Genomic DNA, 24,072 nt, shown 5'->3' with positions numbered 1-24,072 from the left:
GAAGAGGTAGTTGTGGCGGCAAGTCGAGATAAGTTGCAAAAAGCACGGCGCTGGGTTGTTAAGATAGGTAGTGCTTTGTTGACCAATGATGGTCAGGGGTTGGATCAGGCGGCTATTAGTCGCTGGGTCGATCAATTAGCGGCCTTGAAACAGCAGGGTGTTGAGGTTGTTCTGGTCTCTTCGGGGGCAGTGGCTGAAGGAATGACACGGCTTGGTTGGAGTGTTCGTCCTAAAGAGCTTAACCGCTTGCAGGCAGCTGCTGCGGTTGGGCAAATGGGCCTGGTGCAGGCGTATGAGGCGAATTTTCAGCGCCATGGTACGCATACAGCTCAAATTTTGCTGACTCATGATGACCTGACTCATCGAGATCGTTATTTGAATGCTCGTGCAGCCCTTAAGACTTTGCTTGAGATGGGTGTTGTGCCTGTCGTCAATGAAAATGACACTGTTGTCACTGATGAGATTAGGTTTGGTGATAATGATACCTTGGCTGCATTGGTTGCGAATTTGATTGAAGCGGATGGTGTCGTCTTGCTAACGGATCAGCATGGGTTGTATACGGCTGACCCTCGCTCAAACCCGCATGCTGAGTTGATTTCGCAAGCGCGTGCTGAAGATGAGTCGTTGGTAGCGGTTGCTGGTAGTGGTGGGAAGTTGGGGCAGGGGGGTATGGCAACTAAGGTGAGGGCTGCCAAACTTGCTGCTCGCTCTGGAGCGATAACGCTGATTGCTAGTGGTCGTGAAGAGGATGTGTTGTTGCGCCTGAAGCAGGGGGAGGTGCTGGGTACGCTCTTGGTGCCTGATCGTAGCCCTATGGCGGCGAGAAAGCAGTGGTTGGCAGGTCATCTGCAAGCAAGAGGTACCTTAGTGCTTGATGCGGGTGCTGTGCTGGCGTTGACTGAGCGCGGTAAGAGTTTGTTGCCTGCGGGTGTTAAAGGGCTCTCGGGGGAGTTTACGCGTGGAGAGATGGTGCTGATTGCTGATGAGTCCGGGCGGATTGTAGCGCGAGGTCTTGTGAACTATGGTGCGGGAGATGCTCGTAAGATAGTAGGCAAGCCTAGCTCAATGATTTCGGAGGTATTGGGTTATATCAGTGAAGAGGAGTTGGTGCATCGGGATAACCTGGTGTTGGCCTGAGTTTTGTTTGGGTTGTAAAAATCAGATATAAAAAAACCGGCAAAAGCCGGTTTTTTTAAAGCAGTGCTAATTAAGCCATTGCTTTGATGCGTGCGTTCATGCGACTTTTGCTGCGAGCAATTTTGTTTTTCTCAAAAATGCCTTTGTTTACAGAAGAGTCCATGAGAGGCTGTGCAACTTTTAATGCTTCGTTTGCAGCAGCTTTGTCGCCGCTAGCAATAGCTGCAACAACTTTTTTGATGTACGTTCGAACCATGGAGCGGAGGCTAGCGTTATGCTGGCGACGTTTCTCCGACTGGCGAGCGCGTTTACGGGATCCTGCGGAGTTAGCCACAATCCGGCTCCTTCAAGTTGGGTTAGTATCTATCCGGTGAATTCACCAGAATTTGAGACGCAAGATTATTCATATTTCTGAGCCTGCTGTCAATAAAAACAAGCAAGTTTATTATAAAATCGATAAGATGCGTGGCGTATAAGGTATCACGTAAAGGAAGTATTGTGGGTAAAGGGGTTGTAGAAGATACGAAACGCCGTGGTGGGTTGCTGCGTTCAAGCGGCATCGTGGGCATTATGACCATGCTTTCTCGCGTCTTGGGGCTGGTAAGAGATGTTGTCATTGCTAACTATTTTGGCGCTAGCGGAAGTGCCGATGCTTTTTTTGTAGCATTTAAGATTCCTAACTTCCTGAGACGTTTGTTTGCTGAAGGTGCTTTTTCGCAAGCGTTTGTTCCTGTGTTATCGGAATACCAAACTCAGAAAGATCATGATGAAGTCAAACGCTTAGTCGATAGGGTGGCCGGTACGCTAGGCCTTATCTTGCTGGCAATTACTGTTTTGGCTGTCTTGGCTGCACCCGTGTTGACTGCGGTGTTTGCTCCAGGTTTTTATATGGATCATACGCACAAGTTTGATCTTGCATCTGAAATGCTGCGAATTACATTTCCCTATTTGTTACTTATATCCTTAACGGCCTTTGCTGGTGCTATTTTAAATACCTATGGCCGCTTTGCTGTTCCTGCTTTTACGCCTGTGTTGTTAAATGTCTGCTTGATAGGCTCTGCCATTTTTCTTAGTCCTTTGTTTGATGAGCCCATTGTTGCGCTTGCATGGGGCGTGTTAATTGCCGGTGTGGTGCAGCTGATTTTCCAATTTCCTTTTTTGATGCATTTGAAACTGTTACCTAAGCCTGTGTTTGGTTGGCAGGATGAAGGTGTTCAGCGCATCCTTAAATTAATGATCCCGGCATTATTTGGTGTCTCCGTTGCTCAAATCAATTTGCTGCTTGATACCGTACTAGCTTCTTTCTTACAAACCGGTAGTGTTTCTTGGTTGTATTACTCAGATCGCTTAACTGAGTTGCCATTGGGTGTGTTTGGTATAGCCATATCTACCGTTATTTTACCCAGCCTTGCTCGTAAGCATGCTAGCCGATCTTCGAAAGAGTTTGCTCATACCTTGGATTGGGCAGTGCGGATGATTTTGCTGATTGCGTTGCCGTCTGCGCTGGCGCTTATTCTTTTGGCTGAGCCGCTGATCATCACTTTGTTCAAATATGGCGCATTAACCGAAAGGGATGTGACTATGTCTGCAATGAGCTTGCAGGCTTATGCCTGTGGGTTGCTAGCATTTATGCTAATTAAAGTGCTGGCTCCAGGATATTTCTCGCGCCAAGATATGAAAACACCAGTGAAGATTGCCGTACAAGCAATGGTTGCCAATATGGTGTTTAACTTATTACTGATTTGGCATTTTCAACATGTGGGATTGGCGATGGCAACGGCATTATCTGCTTTTTTGAATGCTGCTATGTTGTTGAGAGGTTTGATACGCGAAAAGGTATTTGTGTGGCAGCCTGGGTGGGGTGTGTTGCTGATAAGATTGTTTTTAGCTTTGGCCGTCTTATTTGCCGTAATAACGTGGCTAAGCCCTACTGTGGATGTGTGGATGAGTGGTGATGTGTGGCAACGAGCTCAGCATATGTTGCTTGTGGTGGTTGCCGGAGCTGTCTCATATTTTGCTGTATTAGTGCTTGCAGGGCTGAGAATGCGCCATATTCGAGCCTAATTCGAATTTGCGGTACTCGTTGTATACTAAGTGAGCTATAATTCGGCGTTTTTATTGGGGTTGTATTAAATTCGATGGAATTGATTCGCGGGCTGCATAACTTACGTGAAAAACACCGTGGATGTGTGGCGACTATCGGTAACTTCGATAGTGTCCACTTGGGGCACGTACGTGTATTGGAGCAAGTGAAAGCAAAAGCTCGAGAACTGGGGTTGCCGACCACTGTTATTATTTTTGAACCACAGCCTAGGGAGTTCTTTGGTGGTGAAAGTGTCCCATCACGATTGACCCGCTTTGGTGAAAAAGTGCGCTTGTTGCGAGCTCAAGGCATTGATCGGGTGTTATGTCTGGCTTTTAATGCGCAGCTGCAAAAAATGACAGCGGCTGAGTTTGTAGAAAATTTGTTACTCAAAGGCCTTGAAGTGAAGCACTTTGTTGTAGGTGATGACTTCAGGTTTGGCTGTGATCGTGCTGGCGATTATCAAATGTTGGAAGCCGTGGGTAAACAATATGGCTTTAGCGTTGTTAATACAGATACATTTACGATTGCAGGTGAGCGTGTCAGCAGCACACGTGTTAGAAAAGTATTAGAGCAAAACGATTTTGATTTGGCTGAACGCTTGCTAGGTCGGCGTTATCGTATAGCCGGGCGGGTTATGCATGGTCAGAAGCTAGGTCGTCAGTTAGGTGTGCCCACTGCAAACATTCGTATGCATCGATTTATTGCGCCGTTGCGAGGTGTTTATGCCGTTACTATGTATCGTGAGGAGCAGATGTTGGGACAGGGTGTATGCAATATAGGTATGCGCCCAACCGTTAATGGCACTCAGCCAGTTTTGGAGGTTCATCTACTTGATTTTGATGAAGACCTTTATGGACAGCTACTCAGTGTAGAGTTTGAAACTTTCCTGAGAAAAGAACAGAAATTTGACGGGCTAGAACAGCTTCGCAAACAAATCTTTAATGATATAGAGGTTGCGCAAACTTACTTTGCCCAACCTAAATGATCTGGAATAAATGTGATGACCGACTATAAAGCGACATTGAACCTGCCGGATACTGAATTTCCAATGCGTGGGAATCTGGCTAAGCGCGAACCCGATATGCTGAAAAAATGGCAAGATATGGGCTTATATCAGCGAATTCGTGAAATCAATGCAGGTCGTCCCAAGTTTATTCTGCATGATGGCCCTCCATACGCTAACGGCAATATTCATCTTGGCCATGCAGTAAACAAAGTACTGAAAGACATTATTATTAAGTCCAAAACATTGGATGGCTTTGATGCGCCTTACGTTCCAGGTTGGGATTGTCACGGTTTGCCTATCGAGCACAAAGTAGAGGTTACCCACGGTAAAAACTTGGGGGCTGATAAAACGCGTGAGCTATGTCGCAGTTATGCTCATGAGCAGATTGAAGGCCAGAAAGACGACTTTATTCGTTTGGGTGTGTTTGGTGACTGGGCAAACCCGTATAAAACTATGGATTTTGCTAATGAAGCGGGTGAAATTCGCGCATTAGGGAAAATGGTTGAAGGTGGGTATGTTTTTAAAGGCTTGAAGCCGGTTAACTGGTGTTTTGATTGTGGTTCGGCATTGGCTGAGGCTGAAGTTGAATATGCAGACAAAAAATCTTCTGCAATTGATGTCGCCTTTGAATGTAAAGAGACAGAAAAATTAGCTACTGCTTTTGGATTAGATACTTTAGATAAGCCTGCTTTTTCGGTTATCTGGACAACAACGCCGTGGACTATTCCTGCTAACCAAGCGATGAATGTTCATCCTGAATTTGATTACGCCTTGGTAGATACGGGTGATCGTTATTTATTGTTAGCAGCAGAGCTTGTGGATAGCTGCTTGGAACGTTATGAGTTACAAGGGAATATTGTTGCTAAAGTAACGGGAACTGCGTTAGAGCACATAGCATTCCAACATCCGCTATATGATCGTGAATCTCCGATCTATTTGGCTGATTATGTCGCACTCGATGCCGGTACAGGCATTGTGCATTCATCACCTGCTTATGGGGTAGATGACTTTGTCACTTGCCGTAGTTATGGAATGGAGTTTGATCAAATCCTAAGCATTGTTAAGGCGGATGGGGTTTATATTGATGACTTAGCTGATTTCGGTGGCCTGTCAATCTGGGATGCTAGTCCTAAGATTGTTGAAAAATTACGTGAAAATCAGCGTTTGTTAACGCATAAAACCATTACACACAGCTATATGCATTGCTGGCGCCATAAAACTCCGCTGATCTATCGTGCTACTGCGCAATGGTTTGTTGGTATGGATAAGCAAGCTAACTCTGGTTCAACATTACGTGAAAGTGCTCTAGAAGCGATTGAACAGACTCAGTTTGTTCCCGGTTGGGGTAAGCCTCGCTTGCATAGCATGATTGCTAACCGTCCTGATTGGTGCATCTCACGCCAACGTAACTGGGGCGTGCCGATTCCGTTCTTCTTGCATAAAGAGACGGGCGAGCTACATCAGAATACCGTAGCTTTGATGGAACAAGTTGCATTACGCGTTGAGAAAGAAGGTATTGAAGCCTGGTTTAAGCTAGACGCTGCTGAACTATTAGGTGATGAAGCTGATCAATACGAAAAAGTAACAGATACATTAGATGTGTGGTTTGATTCAGGAACAACACATTGGCATGTCATGCGTGGTTCTCACCCTATGGGGCATGATCAAGGCCCTCGCGCTGACCTTTATTTAGAAGGCTCTGATCAGCACCGTGGTTGGTTCCATTCATCGCTGTTAACCGGTTGTGCAATTGACGGAAATGCACCTTACAAAGAACTTCTCACACACGGCTTTACCGTTGATGAGAAGGGCTACAAGATGTCTAAGTCTTTGGGTAATACAGTTGCTCCGCAAGAAGTTACCGGTACATTAGGTGCTGATATTTTGCGCTTATGGGTTGCTTCAACAGACTACTCAGGTGAGATGGCCGTTTCTAAGCAAATTCTGCAGCGTACTGCTGATTCATACCGTCGTATCCGTAATACGTCGCGTTTCTTGTTAGCCAATCTTAATGGTTTTGACCCGGTTACTGATTTAGTAGCGCCTAAGGATATGCTGGCACTGGACCGTTGGGCTGTGGATGCCACGGCGCGGTTGCAGGAAAAAGTGAAAGAATCTTATGCCAACTATCGTTTCTTAGATGTTTATCAACAAGTGCATCACTTCTGTGTGCAGGAGCTGGGTGGCTTTTACCTAGATATCATCAAAGATCGTCAGTACACGACTAAAGCGGATAGTTTGGTGCGCCACTCTTGTCAGACGGCGTTGTATCATATTGCACAGGCGATCACACGTTGGATTGCGCCTATTCTTAGCTTCACGGCTGAAGAGATCTATGCAGCCTTACCAGATAAAGATAAAAGCGAAAGCATCTTTTTCGAAACCTGGTATGAAGGCTTGTTTGAGCTTGATGCAGAGGTCGCTTTTGACCGTGAGTATTGGGCACGTATTTTTGAAGTTAAAAGCGCCGTGAATAAGGTGCTGGAAGAAGCACGAAATGAAAAGTTAGTGAAAGCTTCCTTATCTACCGAAGCAACACTCTATGTGAATGACAGTATTATGACTGATCTTGAACGTTTGGGAACAGAGTTGCGCTTTGTATTGATTACCTCTGAAGCAGCGTTGAAACCGCTGAGCGAAGCAGGGGATGCGCGTGATACAGAGCTAGAAGGTATGAAAGTGGCGTTAAAAGCATCTGAGCATGTTAAATGTGAGCGCTGCTGGCACCACCGTGAAGATGTGGGCGCTAATGCAGACCATCCTGAGCTTTGTACCCGTTGCGTTGATAATGTTTATGGTGAGGGTGAAGCACGCCAGTTTGCTTAAAATATAATGACAGAATCGCAGAAAGGAATAAGTTTGGGCTCGTTAAAGTGGTTGTGGCTAACGGTATTTGTGTTAGCTGCAGACCTACTTAGTAAAAACTTTGCCCAAGAGTGGTTAGATTATGGTGTCCCTGTGGCACTGTTTTCTGGCTTGGATATGACTCTGCTTTACAACCGAGGGGCTGCTTTTAGCTTTTTATCAGAAGCCAGTGGCTGGCAGCGATGGTTGTTTGTTGTGATTGCGGTGGTTATTAGTGTTGTTTTGGTTGTGTGGTTAAAGCGAACTGAAACGCGTCAGTGGTGGCTGGGGATGGGGCTGGCTCTGATTCTTGGAGGCGCTCTAGGTAATTTGCATGACCGTATTCTGCTGGGTTATGTCGTAGACTTTATCTCTGTCTATTATCAATCCTACTTTTTTCCTGCGTTTAATCTGGCAGACAGCGCTATCACGCTCGGTGCCGCTATTATGATTATCGATATGATATTTCTGGAAAAGCAAAACGAAGATGCTGAATCTTCAACAACTTGAGAGCCGGAGAAAGGTATGAGTGAGCAAGTCATAGGCCCTGAGAAAACAATTACACTGCATTTTGAGATCCGTTTGCAAAATGGGGATGTAGTCGACAGTAATTTTTCTAGCCAACCCGCTACCTTTACTGTGGGCGATGGCAATATGTTAGCAGGGTTTGAAGCAGCCATATTTGGTTTGAAAGTAGGAGATCGACAAGTATTTAAGATCACTCCTGAGCATGGATTTGGCATGCCAAACCCCAGTAATATTCAAAAAGTTGGGCGTGAAAGCTTTTCGGGTATTGAGTTAGAGGCAGGCTTGGTTGTTGGTTTTCAAGATGCAAGCGGAGAACTGCCCGGTGTCGTTGTTTCATTTGATGATATAAATGTAGAAGTGGATTTTAACCACCCGCTAGCCGGAAAAAACTTGGAGTTTGAAGTAGAAGTACTACAGATAGCTGCGTAACTATTCCCTATTATGGAGGGGGCTGACAATAAATATTCCCCTTCCTTTTCCCTACCCTCCTTTCGTTTTCGCTGTTGTTACTTTATCTATAAAAATGGCCACTTCTATTTTTTGACCTATACTCATAAAACAAAGTGTTTAGATTTTGTACAGTATGTGCGTTTTACAATAGTTTGAGTTAAATCTTCATGGATAGAAGATCAATCAATGGAAAGGGATGACAATGGCCATGCGCGAATAACTAAATAGAAAATATGAAGCGAAATTTAGGTTTTACACTGATTGAATTAATGGTGACATTGGTGGTGTTAGTGATTTTGATTACTGTCGCTATCCCTAGTTTTACAAATCTGATTCAAAATAGCCGTTCTGCTGCGTTAGCTAACAGTATTGTGATTGCCTTAAATGTTGCTCGAAGCGAGGCCGTAAAAAGGAATACGTTGGTAAATTTATGCCCAGGCAATGATGGGACTGCGTGCCCTGGGAGCTGGGCGAATGGTTGGATTGTGCAGCTAAATACAGGAGCTGCAACTATACAGGTATGGGATGCCCCTGATACTGGGGCTGTTATTGCTCAGACAGGCGGAAATTCTACTATTAGGTTTGATGGTAGTGGTCGTATGACATTACCGGCAGCAGCAGTCACTATTAATAGTCGATACCCAAATTGCACAGGCCAACAAGCTAGGCAGATACAAATTAGTACTACAGGGCGGGTCAGTGTGACGAGAGCCGCTTGTCCATAGAGTGATGTTATGAAATATGAATGCACGCAAAGTAGTAAGCAATCAGGTTCTACACTAATAGAAGTACTAATAACTGTACTAGTACTGTCAATAGGGCTTCTTGGAATGGCAACATTGCAATTTGATGCGGTTAAATTAAATCACGATGCATTTTTGCGATCACAAGCTGTGAATCTTGCTTATGATATGTCGGATCGCATCAGGTCTAATCGCTCGGCCGCAAGAGATGGGGATTATGATACTCAGCCGGCTCCGTCGGGTGTTGATGCCACCGCTGCAGCTGATATAACCGCATGGCAAGCAAATTTAGCGGCTGCTTTACCTACAGGTACAGGAACCATTGCTCGAAACAGTGAAGAGTTTACAGTTCAGGTGTGTTGGGATGAGAGTAGGGGTGGTGGTGCTCCTGCGACTTGCTTTTCATTTGTAACGGGGCTGTGATGAAAAAAGTTAATAGTCCAAGTGAGCAAGCTGGTTTCTCGTTAATTGAGCTAATGATAGCTATGTTGTTAGGGCTAATTTTGATTGGTGGTGTTATCAATGTGTTTTTGGCGTCCAGTCAAACATATAGGCTGCAAGAGGCTATGTTTCGGGTTCAAGAGTCGGGGCGTTTCGCATTAGACATTATGTTGCGTGATCTGCGTGATGCGGGATTTCAAAATTTATTGCCTGTTAATAGTAGTCGAGATACCAGTATTACTGCTGTGCAAGGGTTTCAGGCCGTCGCTCCTTTGCCAGCAAATGTTGTCGCCGGTGTGACGAGTGAGATACTTTCAATACCAGCGAATGCTGCAAATTCAGGCGGCGGCGTTGTTTACTATGTCGCTCCTGATGCAGGAGGGCAACGGGCATTATTTAGAAATGCAAATGCTGTTGTTGAAGGTGTTGAAAATGTTGCTTTCACCTATGGTGTAGATACAAACAGTGACCGAGAACCCGATACTTATTTAGGCGTTGCTGCTGTAGGCGCTTCGCAATGGACTGATGTGGTGACAGTGCGTATTAGCTTTCTAGTTGCCAGTAATGATGCAGGTGTAGTGGAGCAGGCACAAGCGGCCCCAGCCCCATTTAATGCTGCACCTTATACGGTAACCACTACGGATAGGCGTTTATATAAGGTCTACACTACGACCGTAGCGCTTCGAAACAAGATGCCTTAATGATGAATATCTATAAAAGAAGAAACATACAAAGATTAGCCCCTCACCGTCATCAACAAAAGGGAGCTGCGCTCATAATCGGTTTGGTGATGATGTTGCTGCTAACCGTTCTTGGGTTAAGTGCGATGCAAGGTACGGCGATGCAGGAAAAAATGAGTGGTAATATGCGCGATGCAAATTTGGCACTCCAAGCAGGTGAAGCCGGAATGCGTTATTTAGAAGAGGGTTTTCTTAAAAGCATAGAAAACTTGGATGTAGGTAAGTCATATGGAGGTTGCAGTGCGACTGCTACGCCTCGTTGTCAGGTAATAAACGCTTCAGGAGGTGTTGCTTTGCCTGCAAATGACACGGCGGCGTGGGATGCCCAAGCTATTAGTTATGGCAGTTACAAAGAGTCAGATGGAACAGTTATTAATCCTCCTACTAGTACTGATATGAACACACTAGTCGTTTCTAGCCCTTTATTAATGGTGGAGTATGTTGTTTATAAAACAGATGCTTACGATGTTGGAGGCGGAGTTGTTGAAGATAGAGGTAGTGCATTGTATAGAAACACAATTAAGGCATACGGGGGGTCGTTAACTTCAGAGGCTCTGTTGCAAACTATTTTCGCGCGTCGGTTTAGATAAAGGAGGAGGTGTATGAGCATGCTATTAAAGCCAATTTATGGGCTTCAGTTATTTGTGATACTCGGTATGTCCGTAGATGCTATAGCCGCTTCTTGGGCGCTGTCTAATGCACCTTTACCCGTCTCTACTACAGTAAAACCCAACGTTATGTTGCTGGTGGATAACTCCGGCAGCATGGATAACATTATTTATGATGCGGACTTCTTTGCTCTAGTTGATTCTAGCGACCCGAATAGTGGAGTAATAGATCGCTCTTCACAGCAACAGTGGCAATACTATAATTCAAGCGGCAGCTGGTCTAATGTTTCTAATACGGCTGGTAACTATTATAAGAGCAGTTTTAAGCAAGGAAGTTGCTCAAGTAACTATGATCGATTTAGGAATGCGTCGACAACCAGTATTACTAAGTGTTTGAAGTTGCCTGACCCTGTCGGTAGTGGTGATACACGCTATTCAGGTGAGTATGTAAATTATCTACTGAATCGCTTTGCTAGCGGGACAGATTTATCAACAGGGGCTTCTGGAAATATTCCTAACGAAACCAGAATGATGGTTGCAAAAGCGGTAGGGGCGGATGTTGTTGATAATACTGCTGGTATGCGCTTTGGTGTTGCTCGTTTTTATGGGCCTAGTGGTCATAGTTACGGGCATGGTGCAACGATTGATCAAGTATGCGGTAGTAGTATTAGCAGTATTAAGAGCTCTCTTTCAGGTTATTCTGCTGACACTAACACGCCACTGTCTGAAGCCCTTTATGAAATCACGCGCTATTTTCGAGGTTTGAGCAGTTATTATCATTCAAGTACTTCTTATAGCAGCCCTATTCAATACCGTTGCCAGAAAAATTTTACGTTAGCAATAACAGATGGCTTCCCTACACGTGATAGTAATTTTCCTAGTAACGATCCTGATGTGCCTGCAGGTCAAACTTTAACGGACTGGGATGGTTTACATCCAGCTACATCAAGTAGTGATTACCCTTCATTTCCTCAATATTCAGATGGATATGATTCGAACGGAACGGGTGAAGGTGCTACGTTATATTTGGATGACATTGCTAAGTTTGCTTGGGACACTGATTTTAAAAAAAATGCGAGTGAAAATGACTTATCCGGTGTTGGATATAACGATGCGGCTTTTCCTGTGCAGAATATGTATACCTATACAGTTGGTTTTGCGACACAAAATCAGATGTTGGAAGATGCGGCTGAATACGGTAATGGGAAATACTATACAGCGTCTAATGCCGCCCAATTATCCACAGTACTTAAAAATGCGCTCGCTGATATTACAAAAAAATCGGGTTCTTCTTCTTCTGCAGCGGCCAGTACTGGGCGAATACAGACGGGGTCTAGTGTCTATCAAGCGCGTTACAACAGCTCCAACTGGTCGGGTGAATTTCTTTCTTTTGAGATAGATACCACCGTTGGTTCGACGTATGGGCAAGTAAAAACAACAGGTTCAGCTACCAATGGCGCAGTATTTGATGCAGGAAAAAAAATTCCAGCGTGGAATTCACGTGTTATTGTGACGAACAAAGCAGCAGGCATCGCGTTTGATTGGTCGCAGTTTTCGGCGGCAGAGAAAACGAGTTATTTTAATGGTCAAGAAGCGATGCTGCAGTACTTACGAGGCCGCAATGTTAGTGATACAGCCTATGACGTGTCTATCTACCGAGACCGTGTAACTAACTTAGGTGACATTGTTCATTCTACCCCTTATTTTGTAGGCGCCCCAGCGGCTAGGTATTCTGACTCCTTTGAATCAGTGGCTTATTCTTCATTTGTAACAACACATAAAAACCGCGATAAAATACTCTATGTAGGTGCTAACGATGGGATGTTGCATGCGTTTGAAGCACTCACGGGTGTTGAAAAAATGGCGTTTATCCCCGGCTCTTTACTGCCAAATTTAAAAGAGTTGTCTGATCCTAATTATTCCCATCAATATTATGTAGATGGTTCTCCAACGGTTGTCGATGCATTTGATGGCACCGCTTGGAAAACAGTTTTAGTGGGTGGTTTAAATAAAGGTGGGCAGGGTATTTATGCATTAGATATTACTGACCCGTCAGCCTACTCAGAGTCAAATGCAGCATCTTTGTTTATGTGGGAATTTACAGACGAGGATGATGTGGATTTAGGCTATAGCTATAGTCGGCCTAAAATAGTTAAGTTGCAGGATGGTAAATGGTATGCAGTATTTGGTAATGGTTATAACAATACTGAAGCAGATGGCTATGCGAGTAGCAGCGGCAATGCGGTGATTTATATTGTCGACCTTTGGGACAAAACTAATGTGATTAAGATTTCTACCGGTGTTGGTACAAGTGATGATCCCACTAATGCTAGTAGGCCTAATGGCTTTTCTACATTAACACCCGTGGATCTAAATGGTGACCAAGTAGCCGATTATGTTTATGGGGGAGATCTATTTGGTAATGTTTGGAAATTTAATTTGAATGATGTTGATCCTACAAAATGGAAGTTGGATTATAAACTTTATAGTGCTTGTAGTGCCGACCCTTGTACCAAAACAACAGGAGGGACTGTCAGTAATGCTCAGCCAATTACAACCGCAGTTACTGTTGGTAAATCGAAAAGCGGTATTGGCCAAATGGTTTATTTTGGTACTGGGCAATATATCGAAGTTACGGATAATAATGGAGCGTTAGGCGGCCGACAAACCTTTTACGGTATTCATGATAAGGGTGCTAATGTTACAGGGCGCTCTCAATTGTTGCAGCAAACTATCACAATAGAAGCCTCTGTTAATGTGACGGATACAAAGGGCACGGTATCAACCGTAGATGATGTTGTGAATAGTTACCCTTTGCGTGAAACATCTAATAATTACGCCACTACTGCAAAGAAAGGCTGGTTTCTTGATATGGTTCCGCCTGCGGGTGAACGAGGTGAACGCTTAATTTCTATTCCCGCGATACGTGGGAAGCGGTTGCTATTTGTAACAAATATTCCAGCGAATGACCCTTGTTCTCCCGGAGGAGACAGTTGGTTGATGTCCCTCGATGCTTTCACTGGGGGGCGCTTGAACCAAACATATGATCTTGATAAAGATGGCAAGTTTGGTACAGGGGATAAGGTTTTTGGTCCTACTGGTAATCCTGTTGTTGCATCGGGTATTAAGGTTGGGTCTGGAGGTAATGCGCCCAGTTTCATGCCTGGAGCAGACTCTGACCAAGTTATTATTTCTGGGAATGACCAGTTAGAAACAATGCGGATTGATGAAGGCGATGATGTGAACCGCCAGAGCTGGCAGCAGATTACTCGCTAGGAGGGATGCTTTGAAAATTACACAACTGTTTATTGGTATGGTTTTAGCGTTAGTTATAAGCTTTGTGCCACAACTTTCACTGGCTAAAGATAAGCTTAAATCTGGTGTTGTATATCAGAGCCAGGGGGTATTACAGGAAATTGTTACAAAGGGCACCGGTAGCATTATGATTGATAATGAAATCTATAAAGTGGCTTCACATGCGAGGATAAGGGAAGCGGGTAACCCTACTAAATTGCGTCATTTAGACTTAGGGCTGGACGTGCTATTTAGCTACAAAAAAGGTAAGAAAGGCGCTCGTAGGCCCGTTATTACTTCAATTAATGTCATTATGAAATGAGTCATATGAAACCAGACCAAAAGGGTGTAACCCTTATAGAGTTAATGATTGTGGTAGCGATTATAGGCATATTGAGTGCAATCGCTTATCCAAGTTACCAACAGTATGTACTAAGTTCATGGCGCGCAACGGCCAGTGGCTGTGTGCTTTCGCTGGCGCAAAATATGGAGCGTCAGTTTACAGCAAATATGACCTATTTAGCGGCGGTGCCTGTTGATGGTTGTACAACTGAAAATGGTATGGCCGCACGGTATACAATTAGCTTAGCGGCAGCAGCATCAGCAGCAGTATACACAGTCCAAGCTGTTCCCCAGGGAGCACAAACTGCAGATACACAATGTGGCACGTTAAGCATTACCCAAACGGGGGCACGTGCTGAGACAGGAACGGGGAGTGTGCAAGACTGCTGGTAAATGTATAACGAGTAAATATAAGGCTAGGATGGCCTGAGGATGACATATGCACAAGGATGCGCATACGGACCGGGAGCGCTCGCAATCCGGTTTCACGCTTATTGAGTTGATGGTAGCGCTGTCTCTCATGATCATTTTAATGTTTTTGGCAATACCTTCGTTTTCACAAATGCTAATTCGCAGTGAAATAACAGCCGCTTCAATGGCTATTCGTGCAGGCTTATCTATTGCTCGGTCTGAAGCGGTAAAGCGCGGTGCTCAAGTTCAGGTTTGTAGCTTGTCCACAGCAACAATGCAATGTGCCGGTAGTGTGGGTGTTGGGCGCATAGTATGGAATGATGGTTTTATTGTGTTTCAAGATGTCGATAGCGACAGGGTCTATAACGCCGCTATCGATGAATTGTTACATATCGCACGTTTTAGCGAATCTTTGGATATAAATTGGGGGCGGGGGCATTATTTAATCTATGTTTCAACTGGGCGGTTACTATTGGGCAATAGCTCATTTCGCATTAACCACCCTAGCTATGCATTGGAGCGACGCTTGATACTTAATATTGTAGGTAGGGTACGTTCTATCGATATCTAAAATGCTCTACACTGCTCTTTTTGTTGAAATTTAATCAGGTGTAGTAATGAGCGACTTTGTCATTGTTGGTGCGGGTGTTGTGGGAATGATGTTGGCGCGTGAATTAGTGCAAGCGGGTGCGACAGTCTCATTAGTAGACCGTGTAGCATGTGCTCAGGAGTCAACATGGGCGGGTGGTGGTATCGTATCTCCTCTTTACCCTTGGCGCTATTCTGAGCCTGTTACTCAACTGGCAACCTGGTCGCAAAGTAGTTATTTACATCTATCACAAGATCTTCAAGAAGAAACCGGTTGTGATCCTGAACTTCGCCAAAAAGGTATGTATATGGTGGATGTAGAGGATGAGCGCGATGCACTAGCTTGGGCGGCTAGGTTCAATCGGCCAATGCTTAAGGTTGATGCAACTCATCTGTATTCAAGAGAAGCAAATTTTTGCAGTGGGTATACTAGCGCGTTATGGATGCCAGAAGTTTGTAGTATACGTAATCCTCGTTTAGGGAAGTCGCTAAGAGCCAGCTTGGAGAAATCACCTCGTGTGGCTTTGTACGAACATCATGAAGTAAAACAACTATTGCTGGATAACGGGAAAGTTCACGGTGTAAGGACTGCTCAAGCTGATATCACGGGTGGAAAAACCATTATTACAGCAGGGGCGTGGAGTGGCGAGTTACTGAAGCCGTTGAATATTAGTTTGCCTGTATCGCCAGTGAAAGGGCAAATGATGATTTTTAAAGCGCCTGTAGGAACCGTAAATAGAGTCATCTTGATGGCAGGCCGTTATGTTATTCCACGTAATGATGGTCGTATTTTAATAGGTTCTACTTTGGAACATGCTGGATTTGATAAAACTACAACTCAGCAGGCGCATGACTCTTTGTATAAAACAGCCGTTAGTATTATTCCATCTTTGGCTAATTATGATATTGAGCACCACTGGTCAGGCTTGCGACCTGGGTCGCCACAAGGGGTGCCGTATATTGGTGATGTGCCGGGTTATGAAGGGCTTGCTGTTAATGCAGGGCAGTTTCGTAACGGTTTAGTGTTGGCTCCTGCGTCAACACGTTTACATGCGGATCTACTATTAGGGCGTGAGCCTGTTATTGATCCTGCAGCCTATTATTTAGAAGGGCGTGTCTAAGCCCTTCTAGCGACAAAATGAGCGTTTAATCGTAGATAGTGGGGATCGGTTGGCGCTTATGCTGTGTTTTTATGTAGATGCTAATAAGTTTTTCTTGAACCTCAGATGTAACGTTTTTCCCTTCTAAGAAATCATCGATATTGTCGTATGTTAAACCAAGAGCGTGTTCATCTGCTTTTTGTGGAGCAAGGCATTCTAAGTCAGCCGTAGGTGTCTTATGTGCGAGGCTTTCCGGTGCCCCAAGCTCCATTGCAAGTTGGCGAACTTGGCGTTTATTTAATCCAAATAGTGGCGCTAAGTCACACGCACCATCACCCCACTTGGTATAAAAGCCTGTAATGTTTTCAGCGGAGTGGTCTGTTCCGAGTACCAGCGCGCCAACGATTCCTGCAATCTCATATTGAATGATCATTCGGGTCCTAGCTTTGACATTACCTTTTGCGAAATCAATAGCTGCTTCATTCGCAGAAAGTAGTTGGCTTTGCTGTAATGAAGATGTGACTTCTTCATGTAGCGCATCAGCACCTGGCTTCACATTAACGGTAAGCGTTTCGCTTGGCTTAATAAATGAAAGAGCACGTTGTGCGTCATCTTCATCGTGCTGGATGTGATAAGGCAGGCGTACGGCAATAAACGTATAGTCAGATGTTTGCTCTTCTTGATTAAGCTCATCAACGGCACGTTGAGCGAGTCTTCCACAAGTGGATGAGTCGACTCCACCGCTGATACCCAATACGAGATTTTTTAAGCGTGAGTCACGTAAACGTTGTTTGATGAAGCTGATGCGTCGTGTTATTTCAAACGCAGGATCTATTTCAGGTAGAACTTGCATCTCTTTAATGATCTCATCAGCATTCATTGCGTCTGCATTCCTATATTAATGATTCAAAAGTTACGTACTGCCAGATAACTACTCAAAAACACCAAAAGTAGCACGATCAAACCAAGATCTTTTCTTTTCTATCTTAGTTTTTTGCTCAGTTGTTTTAGTGTTAGGTCGTGATGGTGGAAGAGGCTCTTCGCTGCTACCAAGTAATCCAAAGGTAGCTGTTTCTAGTAATGTTTTATTTTCTTGACGGTAAGTTCGTAAGTCATAGTCAGGATAGTTAGCTAATAAAACATCACGCGCACTGCTGGCTAAATCAGTCATCCCTAGTTCTGTATATGCTTGATACATAATAGCAAGTGCATTAGGGACTGCGGGTGTGTTTTGTAAATTCTCAACGACATAACGTCCTCGGTTTGCTGCTGCAACAAAAGCACCACGTTTCATGTAAAAACGTGCAACATTTATTTCATAGGTCGCTAGGCGATTTTTCAAAAACACCATGCGCTTATTAGCGTCAGGTGCATACTGGCTGTCTGGATAGCGATTTAGCAGAGTAGAGAAGCTTTCGAAAGAGTCTAGTGCTGCTCCTGGGTCCCGTCGAGTGATATCAATGGGCAAGTAACGCTCAAAAAAAGTTCTATCCTGCTCAAATGCAGTGAGGCCTTTAAGGTAGTATGCGTAATCAATATTTTCGTGAGAAGGGTGTAGTCGAATAAAGCGATCTGCTGACGCACTAGCTGCTTCAGGTTCATAGTTTTTGTGGTAAGCGTAAATTAATTCTAACTGAGCTTGCTCTGAATAGCGGCCAAATGGATAGCGAGCTTCCAGCATCTGCAGTTTTTCAACAGCTAGTTGATAGTCCTCCAGCTCAAGTGCAGAAATTGATTCTTCGTACAGTTGTTGTTCCGGAATATCCGGGATCTCTTTATCACCACCAAACCATGAACAACCGGTTGCCAGAACGCAAAGGGTGACGGTACCAACGATTTTTGCCAAGCGCATGTAATAAATCCTGATATTCCAAGTATTCGATTGTCGGCGTGACTCGCCGTATCGGGTATACTGAGCCAAAATGCTTAATTAACGGTCTATTTAACCATAACCGGAAGCTAAGAAAAATCATCAGCGCTACAGATCGGTATATTGATGTCAGAAAAGATTGAATTAGAAGTAATAGTTCCGGGTGCATTGACCGGAAAACGTCTTGATCAGATTGTTGCTCAGTTGTTTTCAGAGTTTTCGCGTTCACGGTTACAGTCTTGGATAAAAGAGGGCTCCGTTACTGTCGACGGAAAGCAAGCGAAAACTCGGGAAAAACTCTATGGCGGCGAGCGCATTGTTATTAATGCAACGGTCGAGCCTATGGAGGAACATCTAGCAGAAGACATTCCGTTGGATATCATCTATGAAGATGATGATATTCTCGTTGTTAATAAACCGGCAGGGTTAGTGGTTCACCCGGCAGTGGGAAACCGTACGGGTACCTTGCTGAATGCTTTGCTACATCACTTTCCTGATATAGCGATGGTACCGCGTGCTGGCATTGTGCATCGTTTGGATATGGACACTACCGGTTTGATGGTGGTTGCTAAGACTATCCAAGCGCAAACTGAACTAGTGGGCCAGTTGCAAGATCGCTCCATGGGACGTGAGTATGAAGCGGTAGCTCAGGGAGTGATGACAGGCGGTGGTTGTGTTGAAGAACCTATAGCGCGTCACCCTAAAAACCGCCTTAAGATGGGTGTCGTTAAAGGAGGAAAAGAAGCTGTTACGCATTACCGACTTCTTGAAAAATTCCGTAACCATACGCATATTCGTTTGAAGCTAGAAACGGGGCGTACCCATCAGATACGTGTTCATATGGCACATATAAATTATCCGCTGGCGGGTGATCAGCTCTATGGTGGACGTTTTCGTATGCCAAAAGGGGCGACTGAAGAGGTTCAGGAAACTCTGCTAGGTTTTAAGCGCCAAGCATTGCATGCGAAAAAATTAGAGCTATGGCATCCGACGAGCCGTGAGTTGATGTCTTGGGAAATTGATCTGCCTGAAGACTTTCAGTGCTTACTAGCAGCTCTAGAGCGAGATGTTAAAGATTTTGATGATTATGAATACTAGCCTGGTATTACCATGCAGCTAATTCGCCCTGGTTGGGCCGCGCCGCAACATATAAAGGCAGCTGTTACTACTCGCTTAGGAGGTGTTAGTTGTCCTCCCTATGATTCGTTTAATGTGGGTGATCATGTTGGCGACCAGCATAGTGCTGTGGCGAGTAATCGTGGGAAATTACTGAATGAGCTTGAACTGCCTGCTGCGCAATGGTTAACACAGGTGCACGGTACGGTGTGTGTTGAAGCGCAAAGCGATGCTGTTATTCGTGAAGCAGATGCCTGCTGGACAGCTGAAGCAGACCTTGCCTGTGTCATAATGACAGCAGACTGCTTACCGGTTGTATTCACGGATGGAGAGCGTGTTGCGGCTGCGCATGCGGGGTGGAGAGGTTTGGCTGATGGTGTTCTGGAAACAACACTAGAAACAATGTCAGAATCTGACATTCACGTGTGGTTAGGGCCTGCTATTGGCCCAACAGTATTTGAAGTTGGTGAAGAAGTTCGCCAGCAGTTTTGCGATCAATTGGCACAGTCCAGTGATTGCTTTGTGTCTTCTTTGAATTCTGGTAAGTGGTTGGCGGATATCTACCGGTTGGCTACTTTGCGTTTACAGCGGGTTGGTGTAACTCAGATATCAGGTGGTGAGTACTGTACATTTTCGGATACAGAGCGTTTTTTCTCTTACCGTCGTGCTCCGCAAACGGGGCGCATGGCCACGTTGATTTGGAAAACTGCGAGTTAAGCCTTTTCTCCAAATACTTTGACATGCTAGTGAGTTTATATAGGCAGTGCTGTTGTATATTTGATCTGCTCCATAGCAAAGCTCGAGGTAACATCACTTAAGTCGGGCGTCTCTTCAACAAGGCGCTTATAAAAGTTGTCAAACGCAGTAATATCAGCAACGACTATACGCATTAGGTAATCATACTCGCCACTCATGCGATAAAACTCGGCGACTTCTGCATAGCTAGATATCTTCTTTGAAAACGCGATAAACCAATCATGAGAATGGTTACGTGTTTTTATATGCACGAAGACAGATACATTCAATTTTACTTTTGCTGAATCCAGCAATGCGACCTTCTTTCTAATAACACCCGCATCTTGTAGTTTTTGAACACGCCGCCAGCAGGGGGTTGAGGATAGGTTTATACGCGCGGCAAGCTCTGTGATGCCAAGTTCGGCATTTTCTTGAAGCTCACGCAGGATTCGTCTATCCGTATCATCAATTTTAATATTTGTCATAATATTAGAATTATTTTCTATTATTTATTAATTATAAGTAAATAATAGCAATATTTTTCTCTGCTGGCTCCTGCATACTTTTATTAATCAACAGGAGAACAAGCTATGAGTCAAAACCATTGGTTAGCTAATGCTATTCGTATTATTGAAGCAGACTACAATCGCTCCGCTGATACACATTTAATTAAATTAGATATGCCGGCTTTTCCTGATATCGATATTTATCTTAAAGATGAATCAACCCACCCTACCGGTAGCTTAAAGCATCGTTTGGCTCGCTCATTGTTTCTTTATGCGTTGTGTAATGGCTGGATTAAAGAAGGAATGCCCATTATTGAGGCGTCTTCAGGTAGCACGGCTATATCAGAAGCTTACTTTGCTAGGTTATTGGGTTTGCCTTTTATTGCCGTAGTACCGGTGGGTACGGCACCTAAAAAGATGGCGCAGATCTCCTTTTATGGTGGGCAGTGCTATCAAGTTGCTGCGACTGACTTGTGCCAAGCGGCGGCTGATATGGCAAAAGAAATGAACGGCCATTTTATGGATCAATTTACTTACGCAGAAAGAGCAACTGATTGGCGGGGGAATAATAATATAGCGGAATCTATATTTACTCAGATGAATGTTGAGCGCTTTTCTAAGCCGAGTTGGATTGTAGTGAGTGCTGGAACGGGGGGAACATCAGCAACCATCGGCCGTTACCTACGACACCAGCAGTGGTGGCAGCAACCCTCGCAGTTATGCGTAGTCGACCCTGAAAATTCAGTATTCTACGATTATTACCAAAGTGGAGATGCCAGCTTAACAATTCAGCAAGGCTCGCGCATTGAAGGTATTGGCCGTCCACGTGTAGAGCCTTCTTTTGAGGCTGCGGTGATTGATAAAATGCTGAAAGTAGAAGATAACGAGAGCTTAGCTGCAGCGCACTTTTTATCTGCAAAGTTGGGTCGTTTAGTTGGGGGCTCAACAGGTACTAATTTTGTGGGTGTCTTGGCATTGGCAGAAGAGATGCAGCAACGAGGTGAACAGGGCAGTATTGTTACCTTGATATGTGACGGTGGAGATCGTTATCAAGAGAGCTACTTTGACCATGATTGGCTGCGAGAAAAGGGGTATGAGGTACCTGAAAGAGTTGCTTCAATGCAATCCATATATGGTTGAGTGTGATCTCTTTTGAATAATGAATCCTGTTTAATGGAAATAATTCTCCAATAAAGTTATTTTTATTATTTTGTCTGGTATATTGGAATTAAATATTTTATACAAGATAAAGTGAGCATTAGGAGAAAATATGAACCGTTCAGATTTTTTACAGCAGCTGGTGCTGCAAACCGATCAGCTAAAAGCAGAAGGGTTGTTTAAAGCTGAGCGGGCTATTGTTTCTCCTCAAGAGGCTGCTATTGAGCTAACGGATGGCAACAAAGTGATTAACTTTTGTGCTAATAACTACTTAGGTTTGTCGAATCATCCTGCATTGATAAAAGCTGCAAAGCGGGGGCTAGATGAGCATGGGTTTGGTATGTCATCGGTTCGCTTTATTTGTGGCACACAAGATATCCATAAACAACTAGAGGCTGCATTAAGCCAGTTTCTAGGTTTGGAAGATGCCATTTTATATTCTTCATGTTTCGATGCGAACGGTGGCTTGTTTGAAACCTTATTAGGTGCAGATGACGTCATTATCAGCGATGCGTTAAACCATGCCAGTATTATTGATGGTGTGCGCCTGAGTAAGGCGCAGCGTTTGCGTTACGCTAATAATGATTTAGTAGCGCTTGAGCAGTGCCTACAGCAGTCACAAGATGCACGAGTGAGGTTGATTGCCACTGATGGTGTTTTCTCTATGGACGGTGTAATTGCTAATTTACAGGGCATTTGTGATCTGGCTGATCAATATAATGCACTGGTGATGGTGGATGATTCGCATGCCGTGGGGTTCGTTGGTGAGAACGGGCGCGGTAGTCATGAACTGTGTGAAGTGATGGGGCGTGTCGATATTATTACCGGCACCTTGGGTAAGGCTCTGGGCGGGGCTTCCGGTGGATATACAGCAGGCAAGCGAGAAGTGATTGAGTGGCTTCGCCAGCGTTCACGTCCTTACCTTTTTTCTAATTCACTGGCTCCCGCTATTGTGCAAGCCAGTTTGCAAGCGCTGGAATTAGTTGAGGCTGGTGATGAACTTCGTAAGCAGCTAAATAAGAATGCAGATTATTTTCGTCAGCAGATGGAGCTGGCAGGTTTTACTTTATCCGGTAGTGGCCATGCGATTATTCCGGTGATGATTGGTGATGCCGCATTAGCATCTACCTTAGCAGATAGACTGCTCAAAGAAGGGATCTATGTGATTGGCTTCTCTTTTCCTGTTGTACCCAAAGGGCAGGCGAGAATTCGCACTCAGATGTCAGCGGCTCACACTCGTGAGCAACTGGATCAGGCTATTTCTGCTTTTACACGCCTTGCTCGTGAACTGGGTATTATCTAAGGGGAGGTTATATGAAAGCGCTAGCAAAACTTTATCCACAAGAAGGTATTTGGTTACATGAGATAGAGAAACCGGCAGTGGGTCATAATGACCTGTTAATTAAGATTCGTAAAACCGCTATCTGTGGAACGGATGTTCATATTTACAACTGGGATGAGTGGTCGCAAAAAACGATTCCAGTGCCAATGACAGTTGGTCATGAATATGTAGGTACCGTGGTTGAAATTGGTTGTGAAGTAGAAGGCTTTTCAATTGGTGATCGAGTTTCCGGTGAGGGGCATATTACGTGTGGGCATTGTCGTAACTGTCGAGCGGGTCGTCGCCATCTATGCCGTAATACGCAAGGCGTGGGTGTAAATCGCCCTGGCGCTTTTGCTGAGTACCTTGCTTTGCCTGCGATAAATGCATTCAAGATTCCTGATAATATTTCGGATGATTTGGCGTCAATTTTTGACCCTTTTGGTAATGCATTACACACGGCGTTGTCGTTTGATCTGGTGGGTGAAGATGTTCTGATTACTGGTGCAGGGCCTATTGGAATAATGGCGGCTGCTGTTGCAAAGCACGTAGGTGCACGACATGTGGTGCTGACGGATATAAATCACTACCGTTTGTCTTTGGCCAAGCAACTAGGTGTAGAGCATACCGTTAATGTTGCTGAGCAAGCATTAGAAGATAAAATGGCAGAGCTCCAGATGACAGAAGGCTTTGATGTAGGTTTAGAGATGTCAGGTGCACCGGCTGCCTTTCGTAATATGCTAGATGTCATGAACCATGGCGGTAAAGTTGCCATGTTGGGTATTCCATCTTCAGATATGGCAATAGACTGGACCAAGGTGATATTTAAAGGATTGGTCCTAAAAGGGATTTATGGCCGCGAGATGTTTGAAACCTGGTATAAAATGGCCAGTATTATTCAATCCGGGTTAGACCTTACATCTATTATTACCCATCACTTCCCGTTAAAAGATTTTCAGCAGGGTTTTGATTTGATGCGCTCTGGTGCTTCTGGCAAAGTGATACTTGACTGGCCTGAATAAGCAGACTTAGTCAATCGAAGTTTGTT

The 24,072-nt window shown here is 44.5% G+C and carries 24 protein-coding genes; 20 read left to right on the top strand and 4 right to left on the bottom strand.

Going from position 1 to position 24,072, the window contains the following annotated elements:
- Positions 1 to 12 precede the first annotated feature (12 nt).
- Positions 13 to 1,137 (top strand): glutamate 5-kinase, encoded by a 1,125-nt coding sequence (gene proB, locus NEJAP_RS17510; RefSeq protein WP_201348418.1) that lies wholly within the window; start codon positions 13 to 15, stop codon positions 1,135 to 1,137.
- A gap of 70 nt (positions 1,138 to 1,207) precedes the next feature.
- Here proB and rpsT read toward each other — a convergent pair whose 3' ends face one another.
- Entirely contained in the window at positions 1,208 to 1,471 is a 264-nt protein-coding gene (gene rpsT / locus NEJAP_RS17505; RefSeq protein WP_028470392.1) for a 30S ribosomal protein S20, read from the bottom strand.
- Between the two features lie 236 nt (positions 1,472 to 1,707).
- Between rpsT and murJ the strand changes: the two genes are divergently transcribed.
- The 14 genes from murJ to NEJAP_RS17435 all read left to right on the top strand — a co-directional run bounded on the left by murJ (position 1,708) and on the right by NEJAP_RS17435 (position 16,339).
- Positions 1,708 to 3,201, top strand: coding sequence for a murein biosynthesis integral membrane protein MurJ (gene murJ, locus NEJAP_RS17500; protein ID WP_201350707.1), 1,494 nt, complete (start codon positions 1,708 to 1,710; stop codon positions 3,199 to 3,201).
- A 74-nt stretch (positions 3,202 to 3,275) separates the two neighbouring features.
- Positions 3,276 to 4,208 (top strand): bifunctional riboflavin kinase/FAD synthetase, encoded by a 933-nt coding sequence (gene ribF / locus NEJAP_RS17495; protein WP_201348417.1) that lies wholly within the window; start codon positions 3,276 to 3,278, stop codon positions 4,206 to 4,208.
- Between the two features lie 15 nt (positions 4,209 to 4,223).
- On the top strand, positions 4,224 to 7,055 hold the full coding sequence (gene ileS, locus NEJAP_RS17490; RefSeq protein ID WP_201348416.1) for an isoleucine--tRNA ligase: 2,832 nt from the start codon (positions 4,224 to 4,226) through the stop codon (positions 7,053 to 7,055).
- A 33-nt stretch (positions 7,056 to 7,088) separates the two neighbouring features.
- Positions 7,089 to 7,583 carry a signal peptidase II gene (gene lspA / locus NEJAP_RS17485; protein ID WP_419197836.1) on the top strand — a complete coding sequence of 165 codons (495 nt, stop codon included), beginning with the start codon at positions 7,089 to 7,091 and terminating at the stop codon, positions 7,581 to 7,583.
- A gap of 15 nt (positions 7,584 to 7,598) precedes the next feature.
- Positions 7,599 to 8,030 carry an FKBP-type peptidyl-prolyl cis-trans isomerase gene (locus NEJAP_RS17480; protein WP_201348414.1) on the top strand — a complete coding sequence of 144 codons (432 nt, stop codon included), beginning with the start codon at positions 7,599 to 7,601 and terminating at the stop codon, positions 8,028 to 8,030.
- Positions 8,031 to 8,284: 254 nt separating this feature from the next.
- Positions 8,285 to 8,776 (top strand): GspH/FimT family pseudopilin, encoded by a 492-nt coding sequence (locus tag NEJAP_RS17475; RefSeq protein WP_201350705.1) that lies wholly within the window; start codon positions 8,285 to 8,287, stop codon positions 8,774 to 8,776.
- 9 nt (positions 8,777 to 8,785) lie between these two features.
- Positions 8,786 to 9,217 (top strand): type IV pilus modification protein PilV, encoded by a 432-nt coding sequence (pilV, locus tag NEJAP_RS17470; protein WP_201348413.1) that lies wholly within the window; start codon positions 8,786 to 8,788, stop codon positions 9,215 to 9,217.
- Positions 9,217 to 9,936: a PilW family protein gene (locus tag NEJAP_RS17465; RefSeq protein WP_201350703.1), complete on the top strand. Its 720-nt coding sequence runs from the start codon at positions 9,217 to 9,219 to the stop codon at positions 9,934 to 9,936. The genes pilV and NEJAP_RS17465 overlap by 1 nt, the downstream gene beginning before the upstream one ends.
- The gene (locus NEJAP_RS17460) at positions 9,936 to 10,565 is read left to right on the top strand and encodes a pilus assembly PilX family protein (protein WP_201348412.1); all 630 of its coding nucleotides are present in this window, start codon (positions 9,936 to 9,938) and stop codon (positions 10,563 to 10,565) included. The genes NEJAP_RS17465 and NEJAP_RS17460 overlap by 1 nt, the downstream gene beginning before the upstream one ends.
- A 12-nt stretch (positions 10,566 to 10,577) precedes the next feature.
- Positions 10,578 to 13,859 (top strand): pilus assembly protein, encoded by a 3,282-nt coding sequence (locus NEJAP_RS17455; protein ID WP_201348411.1) that lies wholly within the window; start codon positions 10,578 to 10,580, stop codon positions 13,857 to 13,859.
- Positions 13,860 to 13,869: 10 nt separating this feature from the next.
- Entirely contained in the window at positions 13,870 to 14,199 is a 330-nt protein-coding gene (locus NEJAP_RS17450) for a hypothetical protein (RefSeq protein ID WP_201348410.1), read from the top strand.
- A gap of 5 nt (positions 14,200 to 14,204) precedes the next feature.
- Positions 14,205 to 14,612 carry a type IV pilin protein gene (locus NEJAP_RS17445; RefSeq protein ID WP_201348409.1) on the top strand — a complete coding sequence of 136 codons (408 nt, stop codon included), beginning with the start codon at positions 14,205 to 14,207 and terminating at the stop codon, positions 14,610 to 14,612.
- A 46-nt stretch (positions 14,613 to 14,658) separates the two neighbouring features.
- On the top strand, positions 14,659 to 15,201 hold the full coding sequence (locus tag NEJAP_RS17440) for a GspH/FimT family pseudopilin (RefSeq protein WP_201350702.1): 543 nt from the start codon (positions 14,659 to 14,661) through the stop codon (positions 15,199 to 15,201).
- 46 nt (positions 15,202 to 15,247) lie between these two features.
- On the top strand, positions 15,248 to 16,339 hold the full coding sequence (locus tag NEJAP_RS17435; protein WP_201348408.1) for an NAD(P)/FAD-dependent oxidoreductase: 1,092 nt from the start codon (positions 15,248 to 15,250) through the stop codon (positions 16,337 to 16,339).
- 25 nt (positions 16,340 to 16,364) lie between these two features.
- On the opposite strand, the gene nadE is transcribed toward NEJAP_RS17435, so the two are convergent.
- Together nadE and NEJAP_RS17425 are read right to left on the bottom strand one after the other, a co-directional pair.
- Entirely contained in the window at positions 16,365 to 17,198 is an 834-nt protein-coding gene (nadE, locus tag NEJAP_RS17430; RefSeq protein ID WP_201348407.1) for an ammonia-dependent NAD(+) synthetase, read from the bottom strand.
- A gap of 51 nt (positions 17,199 to 17,249) precedes the next feature.
- Positions 17,250 to 18,170 (bottom strand): outer membrane protein assembly factor BamD, encoded by a 921-nt coding sequence (locus tag NEJAP_RS17425; protein WP_201348406.1) that lies wholly within the window; start codon positions 18,168 to 18,170, stop codon positions 17,250 to 17,252.
- Positions 18,171 to 18,314: 144 nt separating this feature from the next.
- Here NEJAP_RS17425 and rluD point away from each other — a divergent pair, with 144 nt between their 5' ends.
- Complete coding sequence (gene rluD, locus NEJAP_RS17420; RefSeq protein ID WP_201348405.1) at positions 18,315 to 19,286, top strand: 23S rRNA pseudouridine(1911/1915/1917) synthase RluD; 972 nt, start codon at positions 18,315 to 18,317, stop codon at positions 19,284 to 19,286.
- Positions 19,287 to 19,298: 12 nt separating this feature from the next.
- Positions 19,299 to 20,021: a peptidoglycan editing factor PgeF gene (gene pgeF / locus NEJAP_RS17415; protein ID WP_201348404.1), complete on the top strand. Its 723-nt coding sequence runs from the start codon at positions 19,299 to 19,301 to the stop codon at positions 20,019 to 20,021.
- A 35-nt stretch (positions 20,022 to 20,056) separates the two neighbouring features.
- Here pgeF and NEJAP_RS17410 read toward each other — a convergent pair whose 3' ends face one another.
- On the bottom strand, positions 20,057 to 20,524 hold the full coding sequence (locus tag NEJAP_RS17410; RefSeq protein WP_201348403.1) for an Lrp/AsnC family transcriptional regulator: 468 nt from the start codon (positions 20,522 to 20,524) through the stop codon (positions 20,057 to 20,059).
- 105 nt (positions 20,525 to 20,629) lie between these two features.
- Between NEJAP_RS17410 and NEJAP_RS17405 the strand changes: the two genes are divergently transcribed.
- The 3 genes from NEJAP_RS17405 to tdh all read left to right on the top strand — a co-directional run bounded on the left by NEJAP_RS17405 (position 20,630) and on the right by tdh (position 24,046).
- On the top strand, positions 20,630 to 21,685 hold the full coding sequence (locus NEJAP_RS17405; protein WP_201348402.1) for a PLP-dependent cysteine synthase family protein: 1,056 nt from the start codon (positions 20,630 to 20,632) through the stop codon (positions 21,683 to 21,685).
- 130 nt (positions 21,686 to 21,815) lie between these two features.
- Entirely contained in the window at positions 21,816 to 23,006 is a 1,191-nt protein-coding gene (locus NEJAP_RS17400; protein WP_201348401.1) for a glycine C-acetyltransferase, read from the top strand.
- Between the two features lie 11 nt (positions 23,007 to 23,017).
- A complete protein-coding gene (tdh, locus tag NEJAP_RS17395; RefSeq protein WP_201348400.1) occupies positions 23,018 to 24,046 on the top strand; it encodes an L-threonine 3-dehydrogenase in 1,029 nt (342 codons plus the stop codon).
- The last annotated feature ends 26 nt before the right edge of the window (positions 24,047 to 24,072 follow it).

Source organism: Neptunomonas japonica JAMM 1380 (assembly GCF_016592555.1).
Lineage (GTDB): Bacteria > Pseudomonadota > Gammaproteobacteria > Pseudomonadales > Balneatricaceae > Neptunomonas > Neptunomonas japonica_A.
This window is presented reverse-complemented; position numbering and strand designations above follow the sequence as displayed.